This window comes from Pseudomonas sp. MWU347 (assembly GCF_017947305.1).
GTDB lineage: Bacteria > Pseudomonadota > Gammaproteobacteria > Pseudomonadales > Pseudomonadaceae > Aquipseudomonas > Aquipseudomonas putida_A.
Window position 1 is genome coordinate 425658 of the sequence record NZ_JAFGZB010000005.1, and the last position, 20321, is coordinate 445978.

The window sequence follows — 20321 nt, forward strand, 5'->3', positions numbered from 1 at the left end:
TCCAGTGGTGACGGTCGGGAATCGCCTCGGCAAAAAATGCCTGATGAATCGGCAGCAGCGCGGTTTCGCCGGTTTGCGCATGCTGATCGATGGGCTGCACCGCCTCGCCGGTCTGCGCGACGGCGGCCAGGGCCTGAATGGTCTGGTGCTGGAACAGGTCTTTGGGGCTGAAGCGAATCCCGGCCTGCCGCGCCCGGCTGACCACCTGAATCGAGATGATCGAGTCGCCGCCCAGTTCGAAGAAGTTGTCGCTGACACCCACTTGCTCAAGCTTGAGCACGTCTTGCCAGATCGCCGCCAGTTGCTGCTCCAGCGCCGTCTGTGGCGCGACATAGGTTTGTTGCAGTTGGCTGACGTCCGGTTTTGGCAGGTTCTTGCGATCGAGCTTGCCGTTCGGCGTCAGCGGCATGCGCTCAAGACGCAGGACATACGCCGGCACCATGTGCGCCGGCAGGCTGGCCTTGAGCTGCGCGCGCAGGTGGTCGGTGAACTCGGCACTCGCTGAATCGCCGACCACGTAGGCCACCAGCCGCTTGCCACTGCCGGCGCTGCCTTCCTGCGCCACGACCACCGCTTCGCGCACGCCGTCGAGGGCTTGCAGCGCCGCTTCGACTTCGCCCAGTTCGATACGGAAACCGCGAATCTTCACCTGATTGTCGATGCGATCCAGATAGTCGAACGTGCCGTCGACACGCTGGCGCACCAGGTCACCGGTGCGATACAGCAAGCCGCCATGGGCGCTGAACGGGTCGGCGACAAAACGCTCGGCGGTCAGCCCCGGACGGTTCAGATAACCCCGCGCCAACCCGGTACCACCGAGGTACAGCTCACCGGCCATGCCTTGTGGCAGCAGGTTCAGATCGGCGTCGAGCACGTAGGCGCTGCGGTCGCCGATCCGGCTGCCGATCGGCGCGTAAGCGGCACCGCATGACTCTTCACGGCCAGCCTTCCAGATCAATGGCGTGACCACGGTTTCGGTCGGGCCGTAGCCGTTGATGATGTAGTCCGGATCGAGGGCGCGTTTGACCCGTTCGAAACTGGCGTTTGGCACCGCATCGCCGCCGAAGCAATAGATCCGCACCTTCGGCGGGTTGCCGACACGCTCGGCGTGTTCGGCCAGTTGTTGCAGGTACACCGGCGGGAACGCAACCACGCTCACGCCGTGTTCGATCATCGCGTTGTAGGTCTGCTCCGGCGTCCACAGCGTGTCGTCGCGAATCAGCAGCGAAGCCCCGTGGGTCAGGCTGGTCAGCCAGCGTTCGTGGGCGCCGTCGAAGGCGAACGACATGAAGTGGAATTCGCAGTCGCTGTCGCGCATTTCGTAGCGCTGACCGATGGCCTGGCAATGCATCGCCAGTGGGCCATGGGCAACGCTGACGCCTTTCGGATTACCGGTGGAACCGGAGGTGTAGATCACGTACGCGAGGTTGTGCGGATCGACTGGCACCTGTGGCGCCGTGATCGGCAACTGGCGCAGGTCGAGACGATCCAGCTCCAGCAATGGCACCGACTCGCCGACCGGCAACTGCGCCGACACCGACGAATCGCTGATCAGCAGCGCCAGTCCTGAATCCTCGATCAGATAGGCCAGGCGTTCACGCGGGTAACTGGTGTCCAGCGGCACATAGGCACCGCCGGCCTTGAGCACCGCCAGCAGCGCGACGATCACCGCCTCGCTGCGCGGCAGGGCCACGCCGACCCGAGTCTCGGCGCCGACACCACGGGCGATCAGCGCGTGAGCCAGTTGATTGGCACGCTGCTCGATCTCGCCATAACTGAAGTGCTGACCGTTGAAGATCACCGCGGTGCGCTGCGGACGCTCGGCCGCCAGCACAGCAATGCGCTGATGCACCGCGATGTCCAGCGGGTACGGCTGCGGCCGGTTTTCGGCTTGCTGGCGGGCATGCTCGTCAGCGCTGGCCAGAGCGATTTCGCCGAGGTTGCGTTCGGCCGACAGCGCAAACTGCTCAAGCAATTGCAGCAGATGGGCACTGATGCCTTCGATCACCTCACCGGCAAACTGGCTGCGGTCGAAACTGTAGTGCAGCGCCAGTTGCTGTCCGAGGGTGACCGCCACGCTCAGGGCGTAGTGGGTCTGCTCCAGGTTGCCGACCTCACCGAATGTCAGGCCTTGCCCGGCCTGGCTCAGCGCCTGGGCGACCGGGTAGTTTTCGAACACCAGAATGTTGTCGAACAGCGCTTCACCGCCCTGCCCGGCCCAGCGCTGGATGTCCGCCAGCGGCGTGTGTTCGAAGTCGCGCAGGCTGAGGTTCTGCGCCTGCACCGCTTGCAGCCATTGACCAACGCTTTGGTCCGGACGCGGCGCGCCGATCACCGGCAGGGTGTTGATGAACAGGCCGACCTGCTGCTCGATGCCCGGCAAATCCGCCGGACGCCCGGCCACAGTCGCACCGAACGCCACCGCTTCGTGACCGGTGTAACGTTGCAGCAACAGCAGCCACGCAGCTTGCACGAGGGTGTTGACGGTGACTTTCTGCTGCCGGGCAAACGCTTCCAGCGCCTGAGTGCGCGGCACGTCCAGCGTCAGGTAATGGTCGCCATGGCCGCTGGCGCGCTCGCCGCCGGTAGCGGCGCGGGCCAGTCGGGTCGGCTCTTGCAGCGTGGCCAACTGAGCGCTCCAGAAGTCCTGACTCAGTTGCGCGTCCTGACGCTGCAGCCAGGCGATGTAATCGCGATACCGTCCGCCGCCATGGGCCGGGGTGCGACCGCTGTAGCGCTGCAACACTTCGCCGAGCAACTGCGAGTTGCTCCAGCCATCCATCAGGATGTGGTGATGGGTGTAGATCAGGTGCCATTGCTCGGCAGCGGTCTGCACCAGCACCAGACGCAGCAACGGTGCATGGCTCAGATCGAATCCTTGCTGACGTTCGGCATCGGCCAGCGCCGCAAGGGCTGCCGGCTGATCGTCGCGCTGGCGCCAATCGAGAATGCTGAACGGCAACTGCACCTGCTTATGGACGATCTGCAGCGGTTGCGCCAGTTCGCCTTGCCAGACGAAACCGCTGCGCAGAATGTCCTGCGCATCGACGGTAGCCTGCCATGCGGCGCGGAAGCGCTCAGGGTCAAGACCTTGCACATCCACGCGCAACTGGTTGATGTATTCCCCCGCCGCTTGCTCGTAGAGGGTGTGGAACAGCAAACCCTGCTGCATCGGCGACAGTGGGTAGACATCATCGAGCTGACCGGCCGGCACCGGCAGCGCATCCAGTTGCGCCTGAGTCACCCGAGCCAGCGGAAAGTCCGAAGGCGTCGCTTGCGCAATGGGTAGCGTGCAGCAGTGTTCGATCAGCGCCTGCAATTCGCTGGCGTATTGATCGACCAGTTGCTGCACCGTGGCGCTGTCGAACATCTCGCGGCTGAAGCCCCAGCTCATCGACAGTTCGCCGCCATACACCTGACCTTCCAGGGTCAGCCAGTTGCCCAGAGGCGCCGAAGGATCCTGCGCCACGCCGCTGGTTTCAACAGCCGGCACGAACAGCGCCGTCTCGTCGAACTGGCGGTCGAACTGACCGAGGTAGTTGAAGGTGATGCGCGGTTGCGGCAGCGCGGCCAGTTCGGCGCGCACCGACGGCGCGGCCAGATGCCGTAGCACGCCGTAACCCAGACCTTTGTCCGGCACCGCGCGCAGTTGCTCCTTGATCGCCTTGATCGAGCCGTCGAGATCAGCGCTGGCGGTCAGGTTGACCGCGAACAGACTGGTGAACCAACCCACGGTGCGGGTCAGGTCGACGTCATCAAACAGGTCTTCGCGGCCGTGGCCTTCCAGTTCGATCAACGTGCCCGGCTGCTGGCTCCAGCGACTGATGGTGCGCGCCAGTGCGGTGAGCAACAGATCGTTGACCTGGGTGCGATACGCGGCGGGCGCCTGTTGCAGCAACTGGCGGGTGCGCTCGGCGTCGAGACGCCATTCGATTTTCTCGCCATGCAGGTTGTGCAGGCGGCCATCCGGGCGTTCGCAAGGCAGATCCCTGGCACCCTGATGCTGGGCTTTCCAATAGCTCAATTGCTCATCGAAGCGCGACGCTTCCTGCGCCAGACGCGCCGTCCAGCTCTGGAACGCGCTGGTCTTCGCCGGCAACTGAATGCCGCCACCCGCCGCCAGTTGCTCGTAAGCCTGCTGCAGATCTTCCAGCAGCACCCGCCAGGAAACGCCATCGACTGCGAGGTGATGAATGATCAGTGCCAGTCGTTGCGAGCCGTCGGCCATCGTCACCAGCAACGCGCGCAGCAGCGGGCCGTTTTGCAGGTCGAGGCTGCGCTGCGCTTCGTTGCACAGCGCCTGCAACTGTTCGGCAGATTCGGCATCGCGTTGCCACAGCTCAGCGCCGCTCAGCAGCGGGCCGTGGCTTTGTTGCCAGCCTTCGCTGCCTTCGACAAAACGCAGGCGCAAGGCGTCGTGGTGATTGATCAGGTGCGTCAGCGCCGCTTCGAGCCATTGCGCGTTCAATGCCTCACGCGGGGTCAGCAGCAACGACTGGTTCCAGTGCTCGCGCACCGGCATCGCGCGGCTGAAGAAATCCTGCTGGATCGGCCCGAGCACGGCATCGCCCGTCACCGGCCCCTGATCCACCGAAGACAGATGATCGTGGCTCGCGACCAGCGCCAGACTGCGCACCGTCTGGTACTGGAACAGGTCACGCGGGCTGATGCGGATCCCGGCCTGCCGCGCACGGCTGACCACTTGAATCGAGATGATCGAATCGCCGCCCAGCTCGAAGAAGTTGTCTTCGAGGCCGACGCGGTCGAGGCCGAGCACAGCTTCCCAGATCGCCGCGAGGGCTTTTTGCATGGCGTCCTGTGGCGCCACGAATGCCTGTTGTGGCGCGGCATCCGGTTGTGGCAAGGCCTTGCGGTCGAGCTTGCCGTTGGCGGTGACCGGCAATTTGTCGACGGTGATCAGGTAGGTCGGCACCATGAATTCCGGCAGGCTGCCGAGCAGCCACGCCTTGACCTCCTGCTGCCACTGCTCGTCTGCCTGCGGGTTTTCCAGCACCAGATAAGCCACCAGATGCTTGCCGCCCTGCACCAGCACCACCGCCTCACGCACCAGCGAGTGCTGCATCAGGCGGGTTTCGATTTCACCCAGTTCGATGCGCAAACCGCGCAACTTAACCTGGTGGTCGAGACGCCCGAGGTATTCGATCACCCCGTCGGCACGCTGCCGCACACGGTCGCCGGTGCGGTACAGGCGCGCGCCGTGATGGAACGGGCACGGCACAAAACGTTCTGCCGTCAGCGCCGGACGCCGGTGATAACTGCGCGCCAGCCCGGCACCACCCAGATACAGTTCACCGGCGACACCGCTCGGCACCGGCAGCAATTCGGCATCGAGGACATGGGTGCGCAGGTTGGCGATCGGCCGGCCGATCGGCACGCTGTCCGCGCCTTCATCGACACAGGTCCAGTGGGTGACGTCGATGGCCGCTTCGGTCGGGCCATACAAGTTGTAGAGGCTGGCGTTCGGCAGCTTGGCGAAGACTTGCAGTTGCGCATCCAGCGGCAACGCTTCACCGCTGCAGACAATCCGCTTGAGACCGCTGCAGCTTTCCACGCCCGGTTCGTGGATGAACGCCTGCAACATCGACGGCACAAAATGCAGCGTGCTGATGCCGTGACGGTTGATGCTATCGATCAGTTGCAGCGGATCACGGTGCGCGCCCGGCGCGGCCACCACCAGCCGTGCGCCGGTCAGCAGCGGCCAGAAGAACTCCCACACCGACACGTCGAAACTGAACGGGGTTTTCTGCAGCACCGAATCGCTGGCGTCCAGCGCATAGGCGTCCTGCATCCAGCACAAACGGTTGACCAGCGCCGCGTGGCTGTTGCCGGCGCCCTTCGGTTTACCGGTGGAGCCCGAGGTGTAAATCACGTAGGCCAGGTTCAGCGGATCGACGCTGACGTCGGGACGGCTGTCGCTGTAGCGGTCGAGCAGTCCTGGCTGATCCAGAGTGATGACGTTTACGCCGTCAGTCGGCAGCGTTGCCAGCAGCGCCTGTTGCGTCAGCAGCAAAGTGATGCCGCTGTCCTCGATCATGTAGGCCAGGCGCTCCTGCGGGTACTCCGGATCCAGCGGCACGTAGGCGCCGCCGGCCTTGAGAATCGCCAGCAGCGCGACGACCATTTCCACCGAACGCAGGGCACAGACGCCGACCAGGCTGTCCGCCTGCACACCCTGTTCGCGCAACAGATGCGCCAGACGATTGGCCCGGCCATCCAGTTCGGCATAACTCAGGGTCTGTTCGCCGAATACCAGTGCCGGTGCCTGCGGCGTACGCGCGACCTGCGCTTCGATCAGATGATGAATCGGCGTGTCGCTCGGGTACTGCGCGTGGACGTTGTTCCAGTCGTGCACCAGCATGCGCTGCTCGTCAGCCTCCAGCAGCGGCAACTCACCGATGCGCTGCGACGGATCAGCGACCATCGCCGTCAGCAGGCGCAGCCAGTGCCGCGCCATGCGTTCGATGGTCGGTGCATCGAACAGGTCGCTGGCGTAGGTCAGCGCGGCGTGCAGCTTGCCGCCCTTCTCCCAGGTGTCCAGCGTCAGGTCGAACTGAGTGGTGCGGCTCTGCCAGTCGAGGCTGTCGAGTTGCAGGCCGGATGCGGTGCTGATGGTGGCGATATCGGCCACGTGCGGCTGATGGTTGTACATCACCTGGAACAGCGGCGTGTGGCTGAGGCTGCGTTCCAGCTTCAGCGCTTCGACCAGTTGCTCGAACGGCAGATCCTGATGCGCCTGGGCACCGAGCGCGGTTTCCTTGACCGCCCGCAGCAGTTCATCGACCCGAGTCTGTCCGTGCAGCTGCGTGCGCAGCACCTGGGTATTGACGAAGAAGCCGATCAGGCCTTCGATCTCGCCGCGATTGCGGTTGGCGATCGGCACGCCGACCCGCAGGTCGGTCTGCCCGGTGTAACGGTGCAGCAGCGCATTGAAGGCGCCGAGCAGGAACATGAATAAAGTGACTTGATGCTGTTGCGCAGTGCTGCGCAGTTGCTCGGCGAGTTGGCCGTCGACCGCAAACTCGTAACGAGTGCCGCGATAGCTCGGCATCGCCGGGCGCGAATGATCCAGTGGCAGCTCCAGCACCGGGTGTTCGTCGCCCAGTTGCGCCTGCCAATAGTCGAGCTGGCGCGCCTGCTCACCGGCCTCCAGCCAGCGGCGTTGCCACAGCGAATAGTCGCTGTACTGGATCGGCAATGGCGGCAATTGCGGCGTCTGACCGGCGTCGAACGCGTCGTAGCAACGGATGAACTCGTCGATCAACACGTTCATCGACCAGCCATCGGACACGATGTGGTGCAGGGTCAGCAGCAGCACGTGTTCCTGCTCGGCAAGCTTGAGCAAGGTCACCCGCAGCAAGGGGCCGACCGCCAGATCAAATGGCAACACCGACTGCTGTTCGGCGGCACGGATCACCGCCTGCTCGCGCTCGCTGGCCGGCAGTGCGCTGAAGTCTTCCCGGTTAATCAGCAGCGGCGCGGTGGCTGGCACTTGCAGCAGGCTGTCATCGGCCTGGCGCTGGAACACCGTGCGCAGGGTTTCGTGGCGCTCCACCAGACTGGCGAAAGCTTGCTCCAGCGCCGACTGGTTCAGTCGACCATTGAGTCGCACCGCACCGGGCAGGTTGTAGGCGCCGCTCTGCGGATCGAGTTGCCACAGGAACCACATGCGTCGCTGCGCGTAAGACAGCGCCTGACGATCCTCGGCTGCGATGCCGGCGGGTATCGGGAACCGCGCGAAATCCACGCCCTCCTTGTGCAGGGCCGCGAGGAACATCTGGCGCTTTTCCAGGGGCAACCCGATAAACCGGCGAGCAAGTTTCAAGGAGTCTTCAGCATTCATTTCTCAGCATCCGGATCAGTAGGCAGGAAGCACAAAGGCACGTCGTCCCTATAAAACGAATACAGACCGGAAAAATTAGCGAATGAGAACAACTGTCAGGCGGGCGGTTGAGCGGCTTTTTTCATAAACACAAATCAAATGTGGGAGCGGGCTTGCTCGCGAAAGCGGTGTGTCAGTCAACGATGCAATAACTGAAATACCGCTTTCGCGAGCAAGCCCGCTCCCACATTGAGTGATGCGCTGCTCAGGCGATTGCGGCCATGATATGCCGGCGATGATGCCCTTCCAGCTGATCCTTGATCACCTTGAGCACTTTGGCTTCATGCTCATGAATGAAGAAGTGCCCGCCGGCGAGCATGTCCACTGAAAAGCTGCCACGGGTTTCCTTGCTCCAGCCGATCAGTTGTTCGGTGGTCGCGCGATCCGCCTTGCCGCCCAGCACGTGCACCGGGCAGTTGAGCAACGGCCGCGACAACGGCTCGAATTTGCCGCAGAGCAAGAAGTCCGCGCGCAGGATCGGCAGGGTCAGGCTCATCAGCTCGGCATTGGCCAGCACTTCTTCGCTGGTGCCGTTGAGCGTGCGCAATTGATCGATCAGCTCGGCGTCGGTTTTCGGCTCGGCAAAACCGCGATCGTAATCGGCGCGCATCGTCGGCGCCGCCGTGCCCGAGGCAAACAGCGCCACCGGTTCTGGACAGCCCAATGCGCGCAGCGCGTGAGCGATTTCGCAGGCCAGCAGCGCGCCCAGGCTATGGCCGAACAACGCATACGGCGCTTTGAGATTCGGCCGCAATTCCTTGGCCAGTTGCATCGCCAGCGCCCGCATATCCGTGTGCAGCGGCTCGTCGAAACGTGCACCGCGCCCCGGCAGTTCCACCGGTTGCAGTTGCAGCCATTGCGGCAGTTTTGGCCGCCATCGGCTGTAGACCATGGCGCTGGCGCCGGAGTACGGCAGGCACAGCAGGGTCAGCTTGTTCACCCGGCTTTCCTCGAAAAATTTGTCTGTAGAGATAAACGGATTACGCCCCCGGCAAATTAGTCGCGCGCCGGTAAATTGCGCCAACAGGCGCTCGTTAACTGTTCAGGCCAAAACCAATAACGAGGATTCACCGTGGACCTGCAGAGCATCCTGGGCAAGTTGTTCGCCAACGCCGGTGCCGTCGGCATCGAAGGCGTTTTCCAATTCGTGTTTGGCCCGCAGCAGGCCTACTGGTCCGAGGTCAAGGCCAGCAGCCGCACCGCGCCCGGACGCCATCCCAGCCCCGACGTGACCATTGAAGTCGCCGAGAGCGATTTTCTCGGGATCATGGGCGGCCGAGTCAATGTCGAAGAACTGTTCGCCAGCGGACGCCTGAAAATCGGCGGCAACATGGGCCTGGCGACGCTGCTGCCGCAGATCATCGAGCATGCGATGCACGGTGGCGCAGTGGCGCAAAAGGTCGACATGAACAAGCGCTACCCGACCCCGCCACGCTTCAGCGAACAACTCACCGCCGGGCTGCCGGTGCAGACCCGCATCGAGCGCCATGCGCGCGATGAATTGTCGGTCAGCGAATTCAAAAGCAGATACTTGCCCAACGGCATCCCGGTGGTGATCAGCAATGCACTGCAGGACTGGCCGCTGTTCAAGCTCAGTCGCGAGGAATCACTGGTGCATTTCGCCGAACTGCAGGGCATCACCCGCCACGGCGATTACGTGAAGAAAACCTTTTCCACCGAACGTGATTTCCGCTCGACGTCGATGGCCGAGTTCATTGCCTCGCTGGACCAACCGGCAGTCAAACGGGCTGACGGCGAACCACCGGCCTACATGGGCAACAACATCCTGCCGGCGCAATTGCTGCAGCAGATCAAGTACCCGCCCTACTTCGATGCTTCGCTGTTCATCCCGCCACGCATCTGGATCGGCCCCAAAGGCACGCTGACGCCGCTGCACCGCGACGACACCGACAACCTGTTCGCGCAGGTCTGGGGCCAGAAGCAGTTCACCCTCGCCGCCCCGCATCACCGCGAAGCACTGGGCACCTGGTCGACAGCGCCAAAGGGTGGCCTGGACGGCTGCGACTTCAACCCCGACGCACCGGACTATGAGCGCTTTCCCGCAGCACGCGATGTGACGTTCCTGCGCGTGACGCTGGAGGCCGGGGATCTGCTGTTTCTGCCGGAGGGCTGGTTCCATCAGGTGGAGTCGGTGTCGACGTCACTGTCGGTGAATTTCTGGGTGAATTCGGGGCGGGGTTGGTAACCCATCCGCTGTCTGTGTGGATAACTCTGTGGCGAGGGGATTTATCCCCGATCGACTGCGCAGCAGTCGCAAACTCACCCGGCACGCTTCTTCTGAAGGAAAGAGCTGGCTGGATTTGGGGCTGCTTCGCGGCCCATCGGGGATAAATCCCCTCACCACAACAGCCCGCGATGGCCGGGTTATTTCAGGTGCCTATAACTCTGAAACGCCGACGCCAACACCACCGCCCCCGCCATAATCGCCAGCCAGAATCCGCTGCGGGCGCCAAACGCATCCACCAACGCGCCCGAGCCGGCGGCGCCGATCGCCACGCCGATGCTCAACCCCGTCACCAGCCAGGTCAGGCCTTCGGTCAGTTTGGCCGGCGGCACGATGCGCTCGATCAACGCCATCGCCACAATCAGCGTCGGCGAGAAGAACAATCCCGCGACAAACACCGCCAGCGACAAACCGAAAATATTGCTCGCCAGCAACAGCGGCAGCGTGGTCACCGCCGTCGCCACCCCACCGTAGAGAAACAGCCGCGGCAACGGCAGTTTCGAACGCATCGCGCCAAACGCGATACCGGCCAGACACGAACCGATGGCGTACACCGACAACACGATGCTCGCCGCCGCCGGTTGGCCCTGCTGCTGGGCGAACGCGACGCTGACCACATCGACCACACCGACGATGACGCCCATGGCAAGCATCAACGCCAGCAGCCATTGCACGTCGGTCGAGCGAATGATCGAACCCTGATGCTGTGATTCCTGCGGATGCACCGCCGGCTCGGTGCTGCGCTGGGCGACAAACGCCGTCACCCCGATCGCCAGCGCCAACAGCGCGGCCAACGGCCCGGCCTCGGGAAACGCCACCACGCACAAACCCACTGACAGTGGCGGGCCAACGATGAAACAGACCTCATCGAGTACCGATTCCAGCGCATAGGCGGTCTGCAATTGCGGCTGGCCGCGATAGATCTCGGTCCAGCGCGCGCGCACCATCGCCGACATGCTCGGCATGCAGCCGGCCAGCGCGGCGAAGATGAACAGGGTCCAGGTCGGCGCCTGCAAACGCGTGCACAGCAGCAACATCAACAGCGCCCCACCACCGATCAACGCCGATAGCGGCAGCACTTTACCCTGGCCGAAACGATCCACCAGCCGCGACACCTGCGGCGCACAAAAAGCCGTGGCCAGGGCAAAAGTCGCCGCCACCGCACCGGCCAGCGCGTACCCGCCCTTGAGCTGCGAGAGCATGGTGATCACGCCGATGCCGGTCATGGAAATCGGCATGCGCGCGATCATCCCGGCCAGTACAAAAGCCCGGGCGCCGGGGGCGGTGAATAATTCGCGGTAGGGGTTTGCCATGGGTACAGCCTCATCAGGGGCCGCCAAGTTGCCATAAAGGTTGATGAGCGTGGAAGCGGGGAATTGTTGGTGGAATGTGAAGGCGCGAAACTCGACACCTTGCGATTCCAGGCACTCTCCCAGGATCGCTCCCCAAGACCAATGGCATTGCCGCCGACGTCTGGAATCACATAACCAATCGTCGAAAATCGCGCACACCTGTCAGGTTTTACAGGTGCCTTTTCATGCGATTGCAGTTCTCATGAGGCTTTGACTCAATGGCGTACCGCTCCTGAATGAACGGGCAACTGCTCTTGAGCACTATCCCATAGCGCACGCGCCAAGGAGCCTTGCCATGGAAGAACAGCTTATTCTGGTATCGCCCAAGGATCGCCAGACCGGTGTAGCCTCAAAGATGAAAGTGCATCACCAGGGACTGCGCCATCGCGCATTTTCGATTCTGCTCTTTGACTCACAAGGTCGGATGCTGATGCAACAACGCGCGTTGGGCAAATATCATTCCGGCGGATTATGGACCAACACGTGCTGCGGGCATCCTCGCCCCGGCGAACGCACGGCCGCCGCTGCCCTGCGTCGACTGCAGGAGGAAATGGGCACGACGTGCAAACTGCAAAAAGTCGCCTCGATGCTCTATTACGAGCAAATGTCCAATGAACTGATCGAGCATGAATTTGACCACGTGTTTGCCGGCCTCAGCCAGCTCGATCCGGTAGCCAATCCCGAGGAAGTCGAAAGTTGGGAGTGGCTGTCGCTGGAGGAGATCACCGAACGGATCGAACAGGCACCCGAGCAGTTCACGATCTGGTTTCGCCGGATGTTCGAGCAGTTCGGGATAGGGGGTGTAAGGCAATGGTTCGAGGCCGCCCACGATGCGTCAGCGGCACGATCAATGCCTGATGCTTTTGGGAAAAAGGCAAGATCACCCTGGGCCGTCCCGCCGTTGTATTGTCCGGCGCCGTTTCGGGTTGATACGGCGCTGGCCGAGGCCGTCGAAGATCGGCTTATGCCATGGATCAAGGAAGTCGGCATATTTGCGGGACAACTCGAAAAGGTCCGCGCCATGGGGTTCGGTCGCTTCGCCATGCTTTGCCATACCGACACTCACGATCCCGATCGCCTGCTGCTTTCGGCACAGTGCATCGCCGCCCTGTTTGCCGTGGATGATTACTACTGTGATGACGAGCGAACCGGCTCCGAACCGCGCCTGGTAGGGCCCCGACTTTCGCTGGCGCTGGCCGCACTGGAGCCGGCGCACCTGCCCTCTCGCTTTCGTTGCGGTCTTGATCATGCACTGAACAGTGACCCGGTACTGGTTGCGCTTCGCGCCTATATGGACCGCGTTCAGGCATTCGCATCTTCCGTACAAGTGGCCAGGGTACGCCACGAAATCATCGCCATGTTTGTCACCATGACTGCCGAAGCGGCCTGGCGCCTGGAAGGATTGACCCCACCCATCTGGGAATACCTCGCTCAACGCCAGACCAACAGCTTTTTACCCTGCATGTCATTGATCGACGTGATCGGTGGATACGAACTGCCAGCACACATCTACAGCGCCCCTGCCGTGCGGCGCGTGACCACGCTGGCCGCCAGCGCCACAATCGTCGCCAACGATCTGTATTCCGCACACAAGGAAAATCAGGCCGCAATCGGCGATTTCAATCTGCCGCAGTTACTGGCTCGCGAACACAATTGCACGCCCCGACAAGCGATGATCAAGTGCGCGCACGTTCATGACGAAATCGTGCACCTGTATGAAGCGGCGGAACAAGCCGTGCTGCCGGATGCATCGCCGCTGCTGCAGCGTTTTCTGACCGGCATAAAAAGCTGGGTCTCCGGCAGTCTTGAATGGCACCGGCACAGTGGCCGCTATCACGTCTGAACGTGTCGATCTTTTCATGCATGCGGATGAACTCTCGCAGCTCGCCATGGGTCAGCTGACTGAGCCCTTAACCCAGGCATTTCGAGCATGCAGATTTCCCTCGCCCGCCAAGTAGCACTGGTCACCGGCGCCAGCTCCGGCATCGGCCACGCTGCCGCAAAAGCGCTGGCCGCTGCCGGCGCAGCCGTCGTGATCAATTACAACCGTCAGGCCGAACCTGCCGAGGCACTGGCGCAGCAAATCATCGCCGACGGCGGTCAGGCACTGGCCATCGGCGCCGATGTGTCCAAGGAAGACGAGGTCGAACGGTTGTTCGCCGAGACCCTCGAGGCCTTTGGCGCGCTGGACATTCTGGTGGCCAATTCCGGCATGCAAAAGGATGCGCCGGCGGTGGACATGACCCTCGAAGACTGGAACACGGTGATCGGCGTCAACCTCACCGGCCAGTTCCTCTGCGCTCGCGCCGCGCTGCGGATTTTCAATCGCCAGGGCGTGCGTGAAGGCGTGTCCCGCGCGGCCGGCAAGATCATTCACATGAGCTCGGTGCATCAGCGCATTCCGTGGGCCGGGCACGTCAACTATGCGGCGTCCAAGGGCGGCGTCGATCAGTTGATGCAGACCCTCGCCCAGGAAGTCAGCCAGCAGCGCATCCGTATCAACGGCATTGCGCCGGGGGCGATTCGCACCGCCATCAATCAGGACGCCACCGAAGGCGCTGCCGGTGAGAAGCTGCTGGAGCTGATCCCTTACGGTCGCATCGGCGATGTCGAGGACATCGCCAACGCGGTGGTGTTTCTCGCTTCCGACGCCGCTGACTACATCGTCGGCACCACCCTGTTCATCGACGGCGGCATGAGTCTTTATCCGGAGTTTCGTGGCAATGGCTGAGCATCATCCTGAACGACAAAGCCCGATCGACGCCCACGGCATCATCGGTGATCTGCGCAGTGCGGCACTGGTCAACGACAAGGGCAGCGTGGATTTTTTCTGCTGGCCGGAATTCGACAGCCCGTCGATCTTCTGTTCGCTGCTCGACACGCCCGAGGCAGGGATTTTCCAGCTCGCCCCGGACTTGCCCGATGCCCGGCGCGAGCAGATCTACCTGCCCGACACCAACGTTTTGCAGACGCGCTGGCTCAGCGAACAGGCCGTAGTGGAAATCACCGATCTGCTGCCGATCGGCGACAGTGTCGATGACCTGCCGTTGCTGATGCGCCGGGTGCGGGTAGTCAGCGGTGAAGCGACGTTTCACATGCGCTGCGCGGTGCGGCATGACTACGCGCGTGCCAACACCCGGGCGCAGATGGATCAACAATCGGTAATTTTCAGTGCGGAGGGTCAGCCATCGCTGCGGCTGGTGGCGGATCAAGCGTTGCACATCGATGGCGAATCGGCCGTTGCCGCGTTCAGTTTGAAACAGGATCAGCACGCCGAATTCGTCCTCGGTGGCGCAGACGATCCGCGCTTCAAGGATGACGGCGCGAAAATGTGCCTGGAGCGCACGTTGAAGTTCTGGCGCGACTGGATCGGCCAGTCCAACTACCGCGGGCGTTGGCGGGAGATGGTCAATCGTTCGGCCCTCGCGTTGAAGCTGCTGACCTCGCGCAAGCACGGCGCAATCCTCGCCGCCGCCACCTTCGGCCTGCCGGAAACTCCCGGCGGCGAGCGCAACTGGGATTATCGCTACACCTGGATCCGCGACGCCTCGTTCACGGTCTACGCGTTCATGCGCCTGGGTTTTGTCGATGAGGCCAATGCCTACATGGGCTGGCTGCGTGGTCGGGTCAGCGATTGCCAGGGAAATTCGACCAAACTCAACATCCTCTATGCGATCGACGGTCGCCAGGAGCTGCCGGAAACCGAACTCTCCCACCTCTCCGGCCATGGCGGCGCGCAACCGGTGCGCATCGGCAATGGCGCGTACGATCAGATTCAGCTCGATATCTTTGGCGAACTGATGGACGCGGTGTACCTGGTCAACAAGTACGGCGACGCGATTTCCCACCAGGGCTGGAAACACGTGCGCGAAGTGGTCGATCAGGTGTGTGAGACCTGGCAGACAACCGATGTCGGCATTTGGGAAATGCGCGGTGAGCAGCATCACTTCCTGCACTCGCGACTGATGTGCTGGGTGGCCTTGGACCGGGCGATTCGCCTGGCCTCGAAACGCTCGCTGCCGGCGCCGTTCGTCCAGTGGGATCAGACCCGGCAGGCGATCTACGCCGACATCTGGGATAACTTCTGGGATGAGGAGCGCGGGCATTTCGTCCAGTACAAGGGCGGCACCGCGCTCGACGGTTCGATGCTGCTGATGCCGCTGGTGCGCTTCGTCAGCGCCAAGGATCCACGCTGGCTGTCGACCCTTGAAGCGATCGAAAAGACTCTGGTACGCGACGGCATGGTTTATCGCTATCGCAACGATGACGCCAACATCGACGGTTTGACCGGCACCGAAGGCGCGTTTGCCGCGTGCTCGTTCTGGTACGTCGAATGCCTGGCTCGCGCCGGTCAGGTGGAAAAAGCCCATCTGGAGTTCGAACAACTGCTGCGCTACGCGAACCCGCTGGGCCTGTATGCCGAAGAGTTCGACAGCAAGGGCCGCCATCTGGGCAACACCCCGCAAGCGCTGACGCATCTGGCGCTGATCAGTGCGGCGAGTTTTCTTGATCGGCGGTTGAGTGGGGAGAAGAGTGTTTGGCAGCCGTAATTTCGTCAGTGTCTGTAGGAAATATGCCGCATCAGCGCGCTGCGCCGGGCTAACCCCTACACAGAAATAAACAGAATCAGATCCCCTGTGGTGAGGGGATTTATCCCCGACGGGCGGCGCAGCAGTCCTGATTTTTCCGGTGCATTTCGTCAACAGCACCGCGTTGCTTGGCTTTGCGCCTGCTGCGCAGCCGATCGGGGATGAATCCCCTCACCACAGTTTGGGTAGTTTGTTCCTACTTCTTCTAAACAACTCCCTGGCAAATCCCTCCCCCGCAACCTGCACTTACACCCTGAAATACCCTGTTGCCAGCTGTTACATCCCCCCCTACCATCCACCGCAACGGGCACAGCGGAGCTGTCCAATAAAACCCGAATTCAAGGAACCAGAATGACCCAGCACGTCCACCGCCCCATCGCCACGCCCCTGCGCAGCGGCCTGACCCGCACCCAACTCTGGGAAGCCGCCGACAAAGGCCTGATCAAGTGCTGGGAAATCGGCCGTCAGCGCGCCACCCGCTTCCCCGACCTTGCCCAACAATGCCTCGCCGGCGAACTGCCGGTGCTCGGCTGGAAAGGTGGCGTGAGCCGCAGCCTGAAGAAAAACGAGAAATACGGCTCGCTGAAATACTTGGCGCAGTGGCAGGGGTTGCGTGGCGAGGATCTGGATATTGATCTGGGTGAAGAGCGTTCGCTGACCTGCTCGCGGACGAAGATGCGGGTAACGTTTACCCCGGATCGGACGAAGTATTTCAATCAGGTGGCGGAAGCCGAGGCTTAAGGAGAAGCAACGATGGTCGATTTGCATCAGGAATTTAAGAGCAGCGTGTTCTTTCACCAGGCAAGAATCGAGCGGCGCTCGGTCGATGCTCTCATCGGCATCGCCGCCGGGCTTGCCGCAGACGGCACGATCAACCAGCAAGAAGCCGAGTTTCTCAGAACCTGGATTGAAACCCATTTGGTGCACCTGGATGATCCGGTTGTGAACATCCTTTACAGACGTCTTGCCGACATGCTCAGTGATGGAGTTCTAGACGCCGACGAGTCTGCGGAGCTGTTGGAAATGCTGCATCAGTTCACCGGGCTGCCAGTCGCACCAACACAAACACCAACGTTTACCACTCCGGCCAGCCTTCCTCTCGACCACCCTGCCCCGCAGTTATGCCTGATTGATCGGGTCTTCCTGTTTACAGGCGTCATGGCCTATGGGCCACGTAAAGAATGTGAGTCGCAGATCCTCGAACGCGGCGGCCTTATTGGTGGTTCCGTCAGCAAAAAGATTCACTATTTGGTAGTGGGCAGCATTGGCAATGATCAGTGGCTTCACAGCTCTTACGGCACCAAGATCAAGAAAGCCGTTGAGCTGAGAGACAGCGGCGTGCCGATTGCGATCATCAGCGAAGATCATTGGCAGAAGGTTCTGTTCGGGTAATTGCCCCTAAGGGCATCGCTGACTCTGCTTCGCCAACACTGACCGAAAACCGCTCCCTGTACGCCTGCGGCGTCACCCCGATCGCCCGCAGGAAACTGCGGCGCAACGTCTCCTCACTGCCAAACCCGCAGTTGGCCGCAATCCGTTTCACCGGCAACCCGGTATCACTGAGCAAACGGCGGGCGGTTTCGACGCGGATCAGTTCGATGGCGCGGGCCGGGGTCTGGCCGGTGTCGGCGCGGTAGTGGCGGACGAAACTGCGTTCGCTCATGCCGGCCTGTTCGGCCAGGGTCGGGACGCCGAGGTCGCAGGTGAGGTTTTCGGCGATCCAGGCGTGCAGTTCATCAAAGCGATTGCCCTGATTCTGCAGGGCCAGGGTCACGCTGAATTGCGATTGCCCGCCGGGGCGTTTGAGGAACACCACCAGATGCCGGGCGACGTCGAGAGCAATATCACTGCCCAGATCTTCCTCGACCATTGCCATTGCCAGATCGATGCCGGCGGTAACGCCTGCCGAAGTCCAGACCGGGCCGTCGTTGATGAAGATCGGATTGGCTTCGACCTGCAGCTTCGGATGCTGCTGCGCCAGTTGTTCGCAACGGGTCCAGTGGGTGACCACGCGACGTCCGTCGAGCCAGCCGCTCGCCGCCAGTAGAAATGCCCCCGTACACACCGAGGCGACGCGTCGACATTTCGCTGCGTGCTCGCGTACCCAATCCACCAGCGACTCATCTTCGGATGCCGGATAGATCCCCCAACCACCCGCGATAATCAGCGTGTCGCTGGCGTCTTGCGGCAACGGTTCGGCGAGCACCGCCAGCCCCGCCGAGGACATCACCGCCCCGCCCTCGCGAGCAATCACCGACGGCGCATACGGTACCGGCAAGCCGCGCTGACGGGCGATGTCATTGGCCGAGGCGAACACTTGCAGCGGGCCGGTGACGTCGAGGATCTGCATGTTGGCGAACGCGAGTACGTGAATGGCTTTGGGCATTTGGCGTAATTCGTGGGGTTATTGGCGTATACGCCAGAACCTACGCGCCTACAGTGAAGCCGTCCACCCCTCAAATGGAGAAAAACCCCATGACGTTGCAGATCGGTTTTCTGTTGTTTCCGCAGGTGCAGCAACTCGACCTGACCGGTCCCTATGACGTACTGGCCTCGCTGCCGAACGTGCAGGTGCATCTGATCTGGAAAGATCTGGTGCCGATCACCGCCAGCACCGGCCTGCTGTTGAAACCGACCACCACCTTCGACGACTGCCCGGATCTGGATGTGATCTGCATTCCCGGCGGTGCCGGGGTCGGGCCGCTGATGGAAGATGAGCAGACGCTGGGGTTCATCAAGCGTCAGGCGGCACAGGCCCGATATGTGACGTCGGTATGCACCGGTTCGCTGGTGCTGGGCGCGGCGGGACTGTTGAAAGGCAAACGCGCGACCACCCACTGGGCCTATCACGAACTGCTGCCGAAACTCGGCGCGATTGCGGTGCAGGACCGGGTGGTACGCGACGGCAATCTGTTTACCGGTGGCGGCATTACCGCAGGCATCGACTTTGCGCTGGTGCTGGCCGCCGAACTGGTGGGGGCCGAGGCGGCGCAGTTAATTCAACTGCAGCTGGAATATGCGCCGGCGCCGCCGTTTGAATCGGGCAGCCCGCAGACGGCGCCGAGTGCTGTCGTCGCTGAGGCTCGGCACCGCGCGGCGCTTTCGTTGAAACTGCGCACGGAAATCACCGAGCGCGCGGCGGCGAAGCTCGATCTGCGCTGATTCCTCAGCCACACACAGATCTACTGTGGGAGCGGGCTTGCTCGCGAATGCGGTGTATCCGTCGAGATTTTTATCGCCTGACACACCGCATTCGCGAGCAAGCCCGCTCCCACAATGGGTTTTGTGGATGGCCTCAGGTTGGGAGCCTGTCCCCGCATCCCGCCACAGCTTTACTTGTCCCCACGCCCTCACCCGTGTAGAAAGCCCTTCCACAAAATTCTGCACAAGGACTTTCGATGAAGGCGTTGCCATGGCTCTATCTGGCACTTCTCAGCCTCGGTTATGGATTGGCGTTGAGCTTTGGCCAACTCGGCTGGCTCGCGCTGATCTCCGTGGGACTATTGCTGTTGACCGGTTTCGCCGTGCGCCAACAGCAGGTGCCGGTGGCGCGCCTGTTGGGGCATGCCGTGTTCATCTTCCTCGCCCTGTCGCTGGCGCTGCACTGGTTGCCGGGATTCGCCAACGGCCGGGCCATCGCCCCGCTGCGTTTCACCGACGACGCCGTGCCGTTTGCGATGTACCTGAATCTGGACAAACCCTTGATCGGCTTCTGGCTGTTGCTCGCCTGCCCGTGGATTGTCGCGGCACGCTCGCTGCGTCCGACGGTGTACGCCAGCGTCCTCGCCCTGACCTTGAGCGCCGTCCTGGCGCTGGGCGGTGCGCTGTTGTTCGGCATGATTGCCTGGGCGCCGAAGTGGCCTGATCAGGCATGGCTGTGGCTGCTGAACAATCTGCTGTTGGTGACGCTGGTCGAGGAAGCGCTGTTTCGCGGCTATATACAGGGCGGTTTGAGCCGCCTGTTCAAGCACCTGCCCCACGGCGACAACCTCGCCCTGCTGCTGGCGTCGCTGATCTTTGGCCTGGCGCATGTGGGTGCCGGCTGGCAGTGGGTGTTGCTGGCGGGTCTGGCGGGTGGCGGCTATGGTCTGGCCTACCGTTTCGGCGGCCTTGCTGCGGCGATCGCCACGCATTTCGGGCTGAACCTGCTGCATTTTGCGCTGTTCACCTATCCGATGCTGGCCGGTTGAAGCAAGAGCGGTTTTGCGACGCCGTACTTATATCTGAAAAAAAAC

12 protein-coding genes (1 of these 12 only partly in view) are annotated in these 20321 nt (G+C 62.3%); 8 read left to right on the plus strand and 4 right to left on the minus strand.

Annotation, left to right across the window (positions count from 1 at the left end):
• Both KCG87_RS13675 and KCG87_RS13680 read right to left on the minus strand, forming a co-directional pair.
• Positions 1-7861, minus strand: partial view of a non-ribosomal peptide synthase/polyketide synthase gene (locus tag KCG87_RS13675; RefSeq protein WP_210557499.1) — the 5' portion only. It extends 4460 nt beyond the left edge of the window; the window shows 7861 of its 12321 coding nt (coding positions 1-7861); the start codon lies at positions 7859-7861; its stop codon lies off the left edge, out of view.
• A 244-nt stretch (positions 7862-8105) separates the two neighbouring features.
• A complete protein-coding gene (locus KCG87_RS13680; protein WP_134785888.1) occupies positions 8106-8840 on the minus strand; it encodes an alpha/beta fold hydrolase in 735 nt (244 codons plus the stop codon).
• A gap of 132 nt (positions 8841-8972) precedes the next feature.
• On the opposite strand from KCG87_RS13680, the gene KCG87_RS13685 reads away from it, so the two are divergent.
• The gene (locus KCG87_RS13685; RefSeq protein ID WP_108182192.1) at positions 8973-10106 is read left to right on the plus strand and encodes a cupin-like domain-containing protein; all 1134 of its coding nucleotides are present in this window, start codon (positions 8973-8975) and stop codon (positions 10104-10106) included.
• A 179-nt stretch (positions 10107-10285) separates the two neighbouring features.
• Here the strand turns inward: KCG87_RS13685 and KCG87_RS13690 are convergent, their stop codons facing one another.
• Positions 10286-11458 (minus strand): MFS transporter, encoded by a 1173-nt coding sequence (locus tag KCG87_RS13690; protein ID WP_097087672.1) that lies wholly within the window; start codon positions 11456-11458, stop codon positions 10286-10288.
• Positions 11459-11792: 334 nt separating this feature from the next.
• Between KCG87_RS13690 and KCG87_RS13695 the strand changes: the two genes are divergently transcribed.
• From KCG87_RS13695 to KCG87_RS13715, 5 genes are all read left to right on the plus strand, one after another.
• Entirely contained in the window at positions 11793-13340 is a 1548-nt protein-coding gene (locus KCG87_RS13695; protein ID WP_098967998.1) for a family 2 encapsulin nanocompartment cargo protein terpene cyclase, read from the plus strand.
• Between the two features lie 87 nt (positions 13341-13427).
• On the plus strand, positions 13428-14228 hold the full coding sequence (locus KCG87_RS13700; RefSeq protein WP_098967997.1) for a glucose 1-dehydrogenase: 801 nt from the start codon (positions 13428-13430) through the stop codon (positions 14226-14228).
• Entirely contained in the window at positions 14221-16047 is a 1827-nt protein-coding gene (locus tag KCG87_RS13705) for a glycoside hydrolase family 15 protein (RefSeq protein WP_210557498.1), read from the plus strand. The genes KCG87_RS13700 and KCG87_RS13705 overlap by 8 nt, the downstream gene beginning before the upstream one ends.
• 390 nt (positions 16048-16437) lie before the next feature.
• On the plus strand, positions 16438-16827 hold the full coding sequence (locus tag KCG87_RS13710; RefSeq protein WP_135295325.1) for a hypothetical protein: 390 nt from the start codon (positions 16438-16440) through the stop codon (positions 16825-16827).
• Positions 16828-16839: 12 nt separating this feature from the next.
• The gene (locus tag KCG87_RS13715) at positions 16840-17478 is read left to right on the plus strand and encodes a BRCT domain-containing protein (RefSeq protein WP_135295324.1); all 639 of its coding nucleotides are present in this window, start codon (positions 16840-16842) and stop codon (positions 17476-17478) included.
• Here the strand turns inward: KCG87_RS13715 and KCG87_RS13720 are convergent.
• Entirely contained in the window at positions 17441-18472 is a 1032-nt protein-coding gene (locus KCG87_RS13720; RefSeq protein ID WP_134785883.1) for a GlxA family transcriptional regulator, read from the minus strand. The two genes, KCG87_RS13715 and KCG87_RS13720, sit on opposite strands and share 38 nt — an antisense overlap.
• A gap of 89 nt (positions 18473-18561) precedes the next feature.
• On the opposite strand from KCG87_RS13720, the gene inhA reads away from it, so the two are divergent.
• Together inhA and KCG87_RS13730 are read left to right on the plus strand one after the other, a co-directional pair.
• Positions 18562-19248: an isonitrile hydratase gene (gene inhA, locus KCG87_RS13725; protein WP_098967992.1), complete on the plus strand. Its 687-nt coding sequence runs from the start codon at positions 18562-18564 to the stop codon at positions 19246-19248.
• 236 nt (positions 19249-19484) lie between these two features.
• Positions 19485-20276, plus strand: coding sequence for a CPBP family intramembrane glutamic endopeptidase (locus KCG87_RS13730; RefSeq protein WP_210557496.1), 792 nt, complete (start codon positions 19485-19487; stop codon positions 20274-20276).
• The last annotated feature ends 45 nt before the right edge of the window (positions 20277-20321 follow it).

Coding starts and splice junctions, on each gene's coding strand:
- KCG87_RS13690 (WP_097087672.1), bottom strand. CDS start 11,458: ATGGCAAACCCCTACCGCGAATTATTCACCGCCCCCGGCGCCCGGGCT.
- KCG87_RS13695 (WP_098967998.1), top strand. CDS start 11,793: ATGGAAGAACAGCTTATTCTGGTATCGCCCAAGGATCGCCAGACCGGT.
- KCG87_RS13700 (WP_098967997.1), top strand. CDS start 13,428: ATGCAGATTTCCCTCGCCCGCCAAGTAGCACTGGTCACCGGCGCCAGC.
- KCG87_RS13705 (WP_210557498.1), top strand. CDS start 14,221: ATGGCTGAGCATCATCCTGAACGACAAAGCCCGATCGACGCCCACGGC.
- KCG87_RS13710 (WP_135295325.1), top strand. CDS start 16,438: ATGACCCAGCACGTCCACCGCCCCATCGCCACGCCCCTGCGCAGCGGC.
- KCG87_RS13715 (WP_135295324.1), top strand. CDS start 16,840: ATGGTCGATTTGCATCAGGAATTTAAGAGCAGCGTGTTCTTTCACCAG.
- KCG87_RS13720 (WP_134785883.1), bottom strand. CDS start 18,472: ATGCCCAAAGCCATTCACGTACTCGCGTTCGCCAACATGCAGATCCTC.
- inhA (WP_098967992.1), top strand. CDS start 18,562: ATGACGTTGCAGATCGGTTTTCTGTTGTTTCCGCAGGTGCAGCAACTC.
- KCG87_RS13730 (WP_210557496.1), top strand. CDS start 19,485: ATGAAGGCGTTGCCATGGCTCTATCTGGCACTTCTCAGCCTCGGTTAT.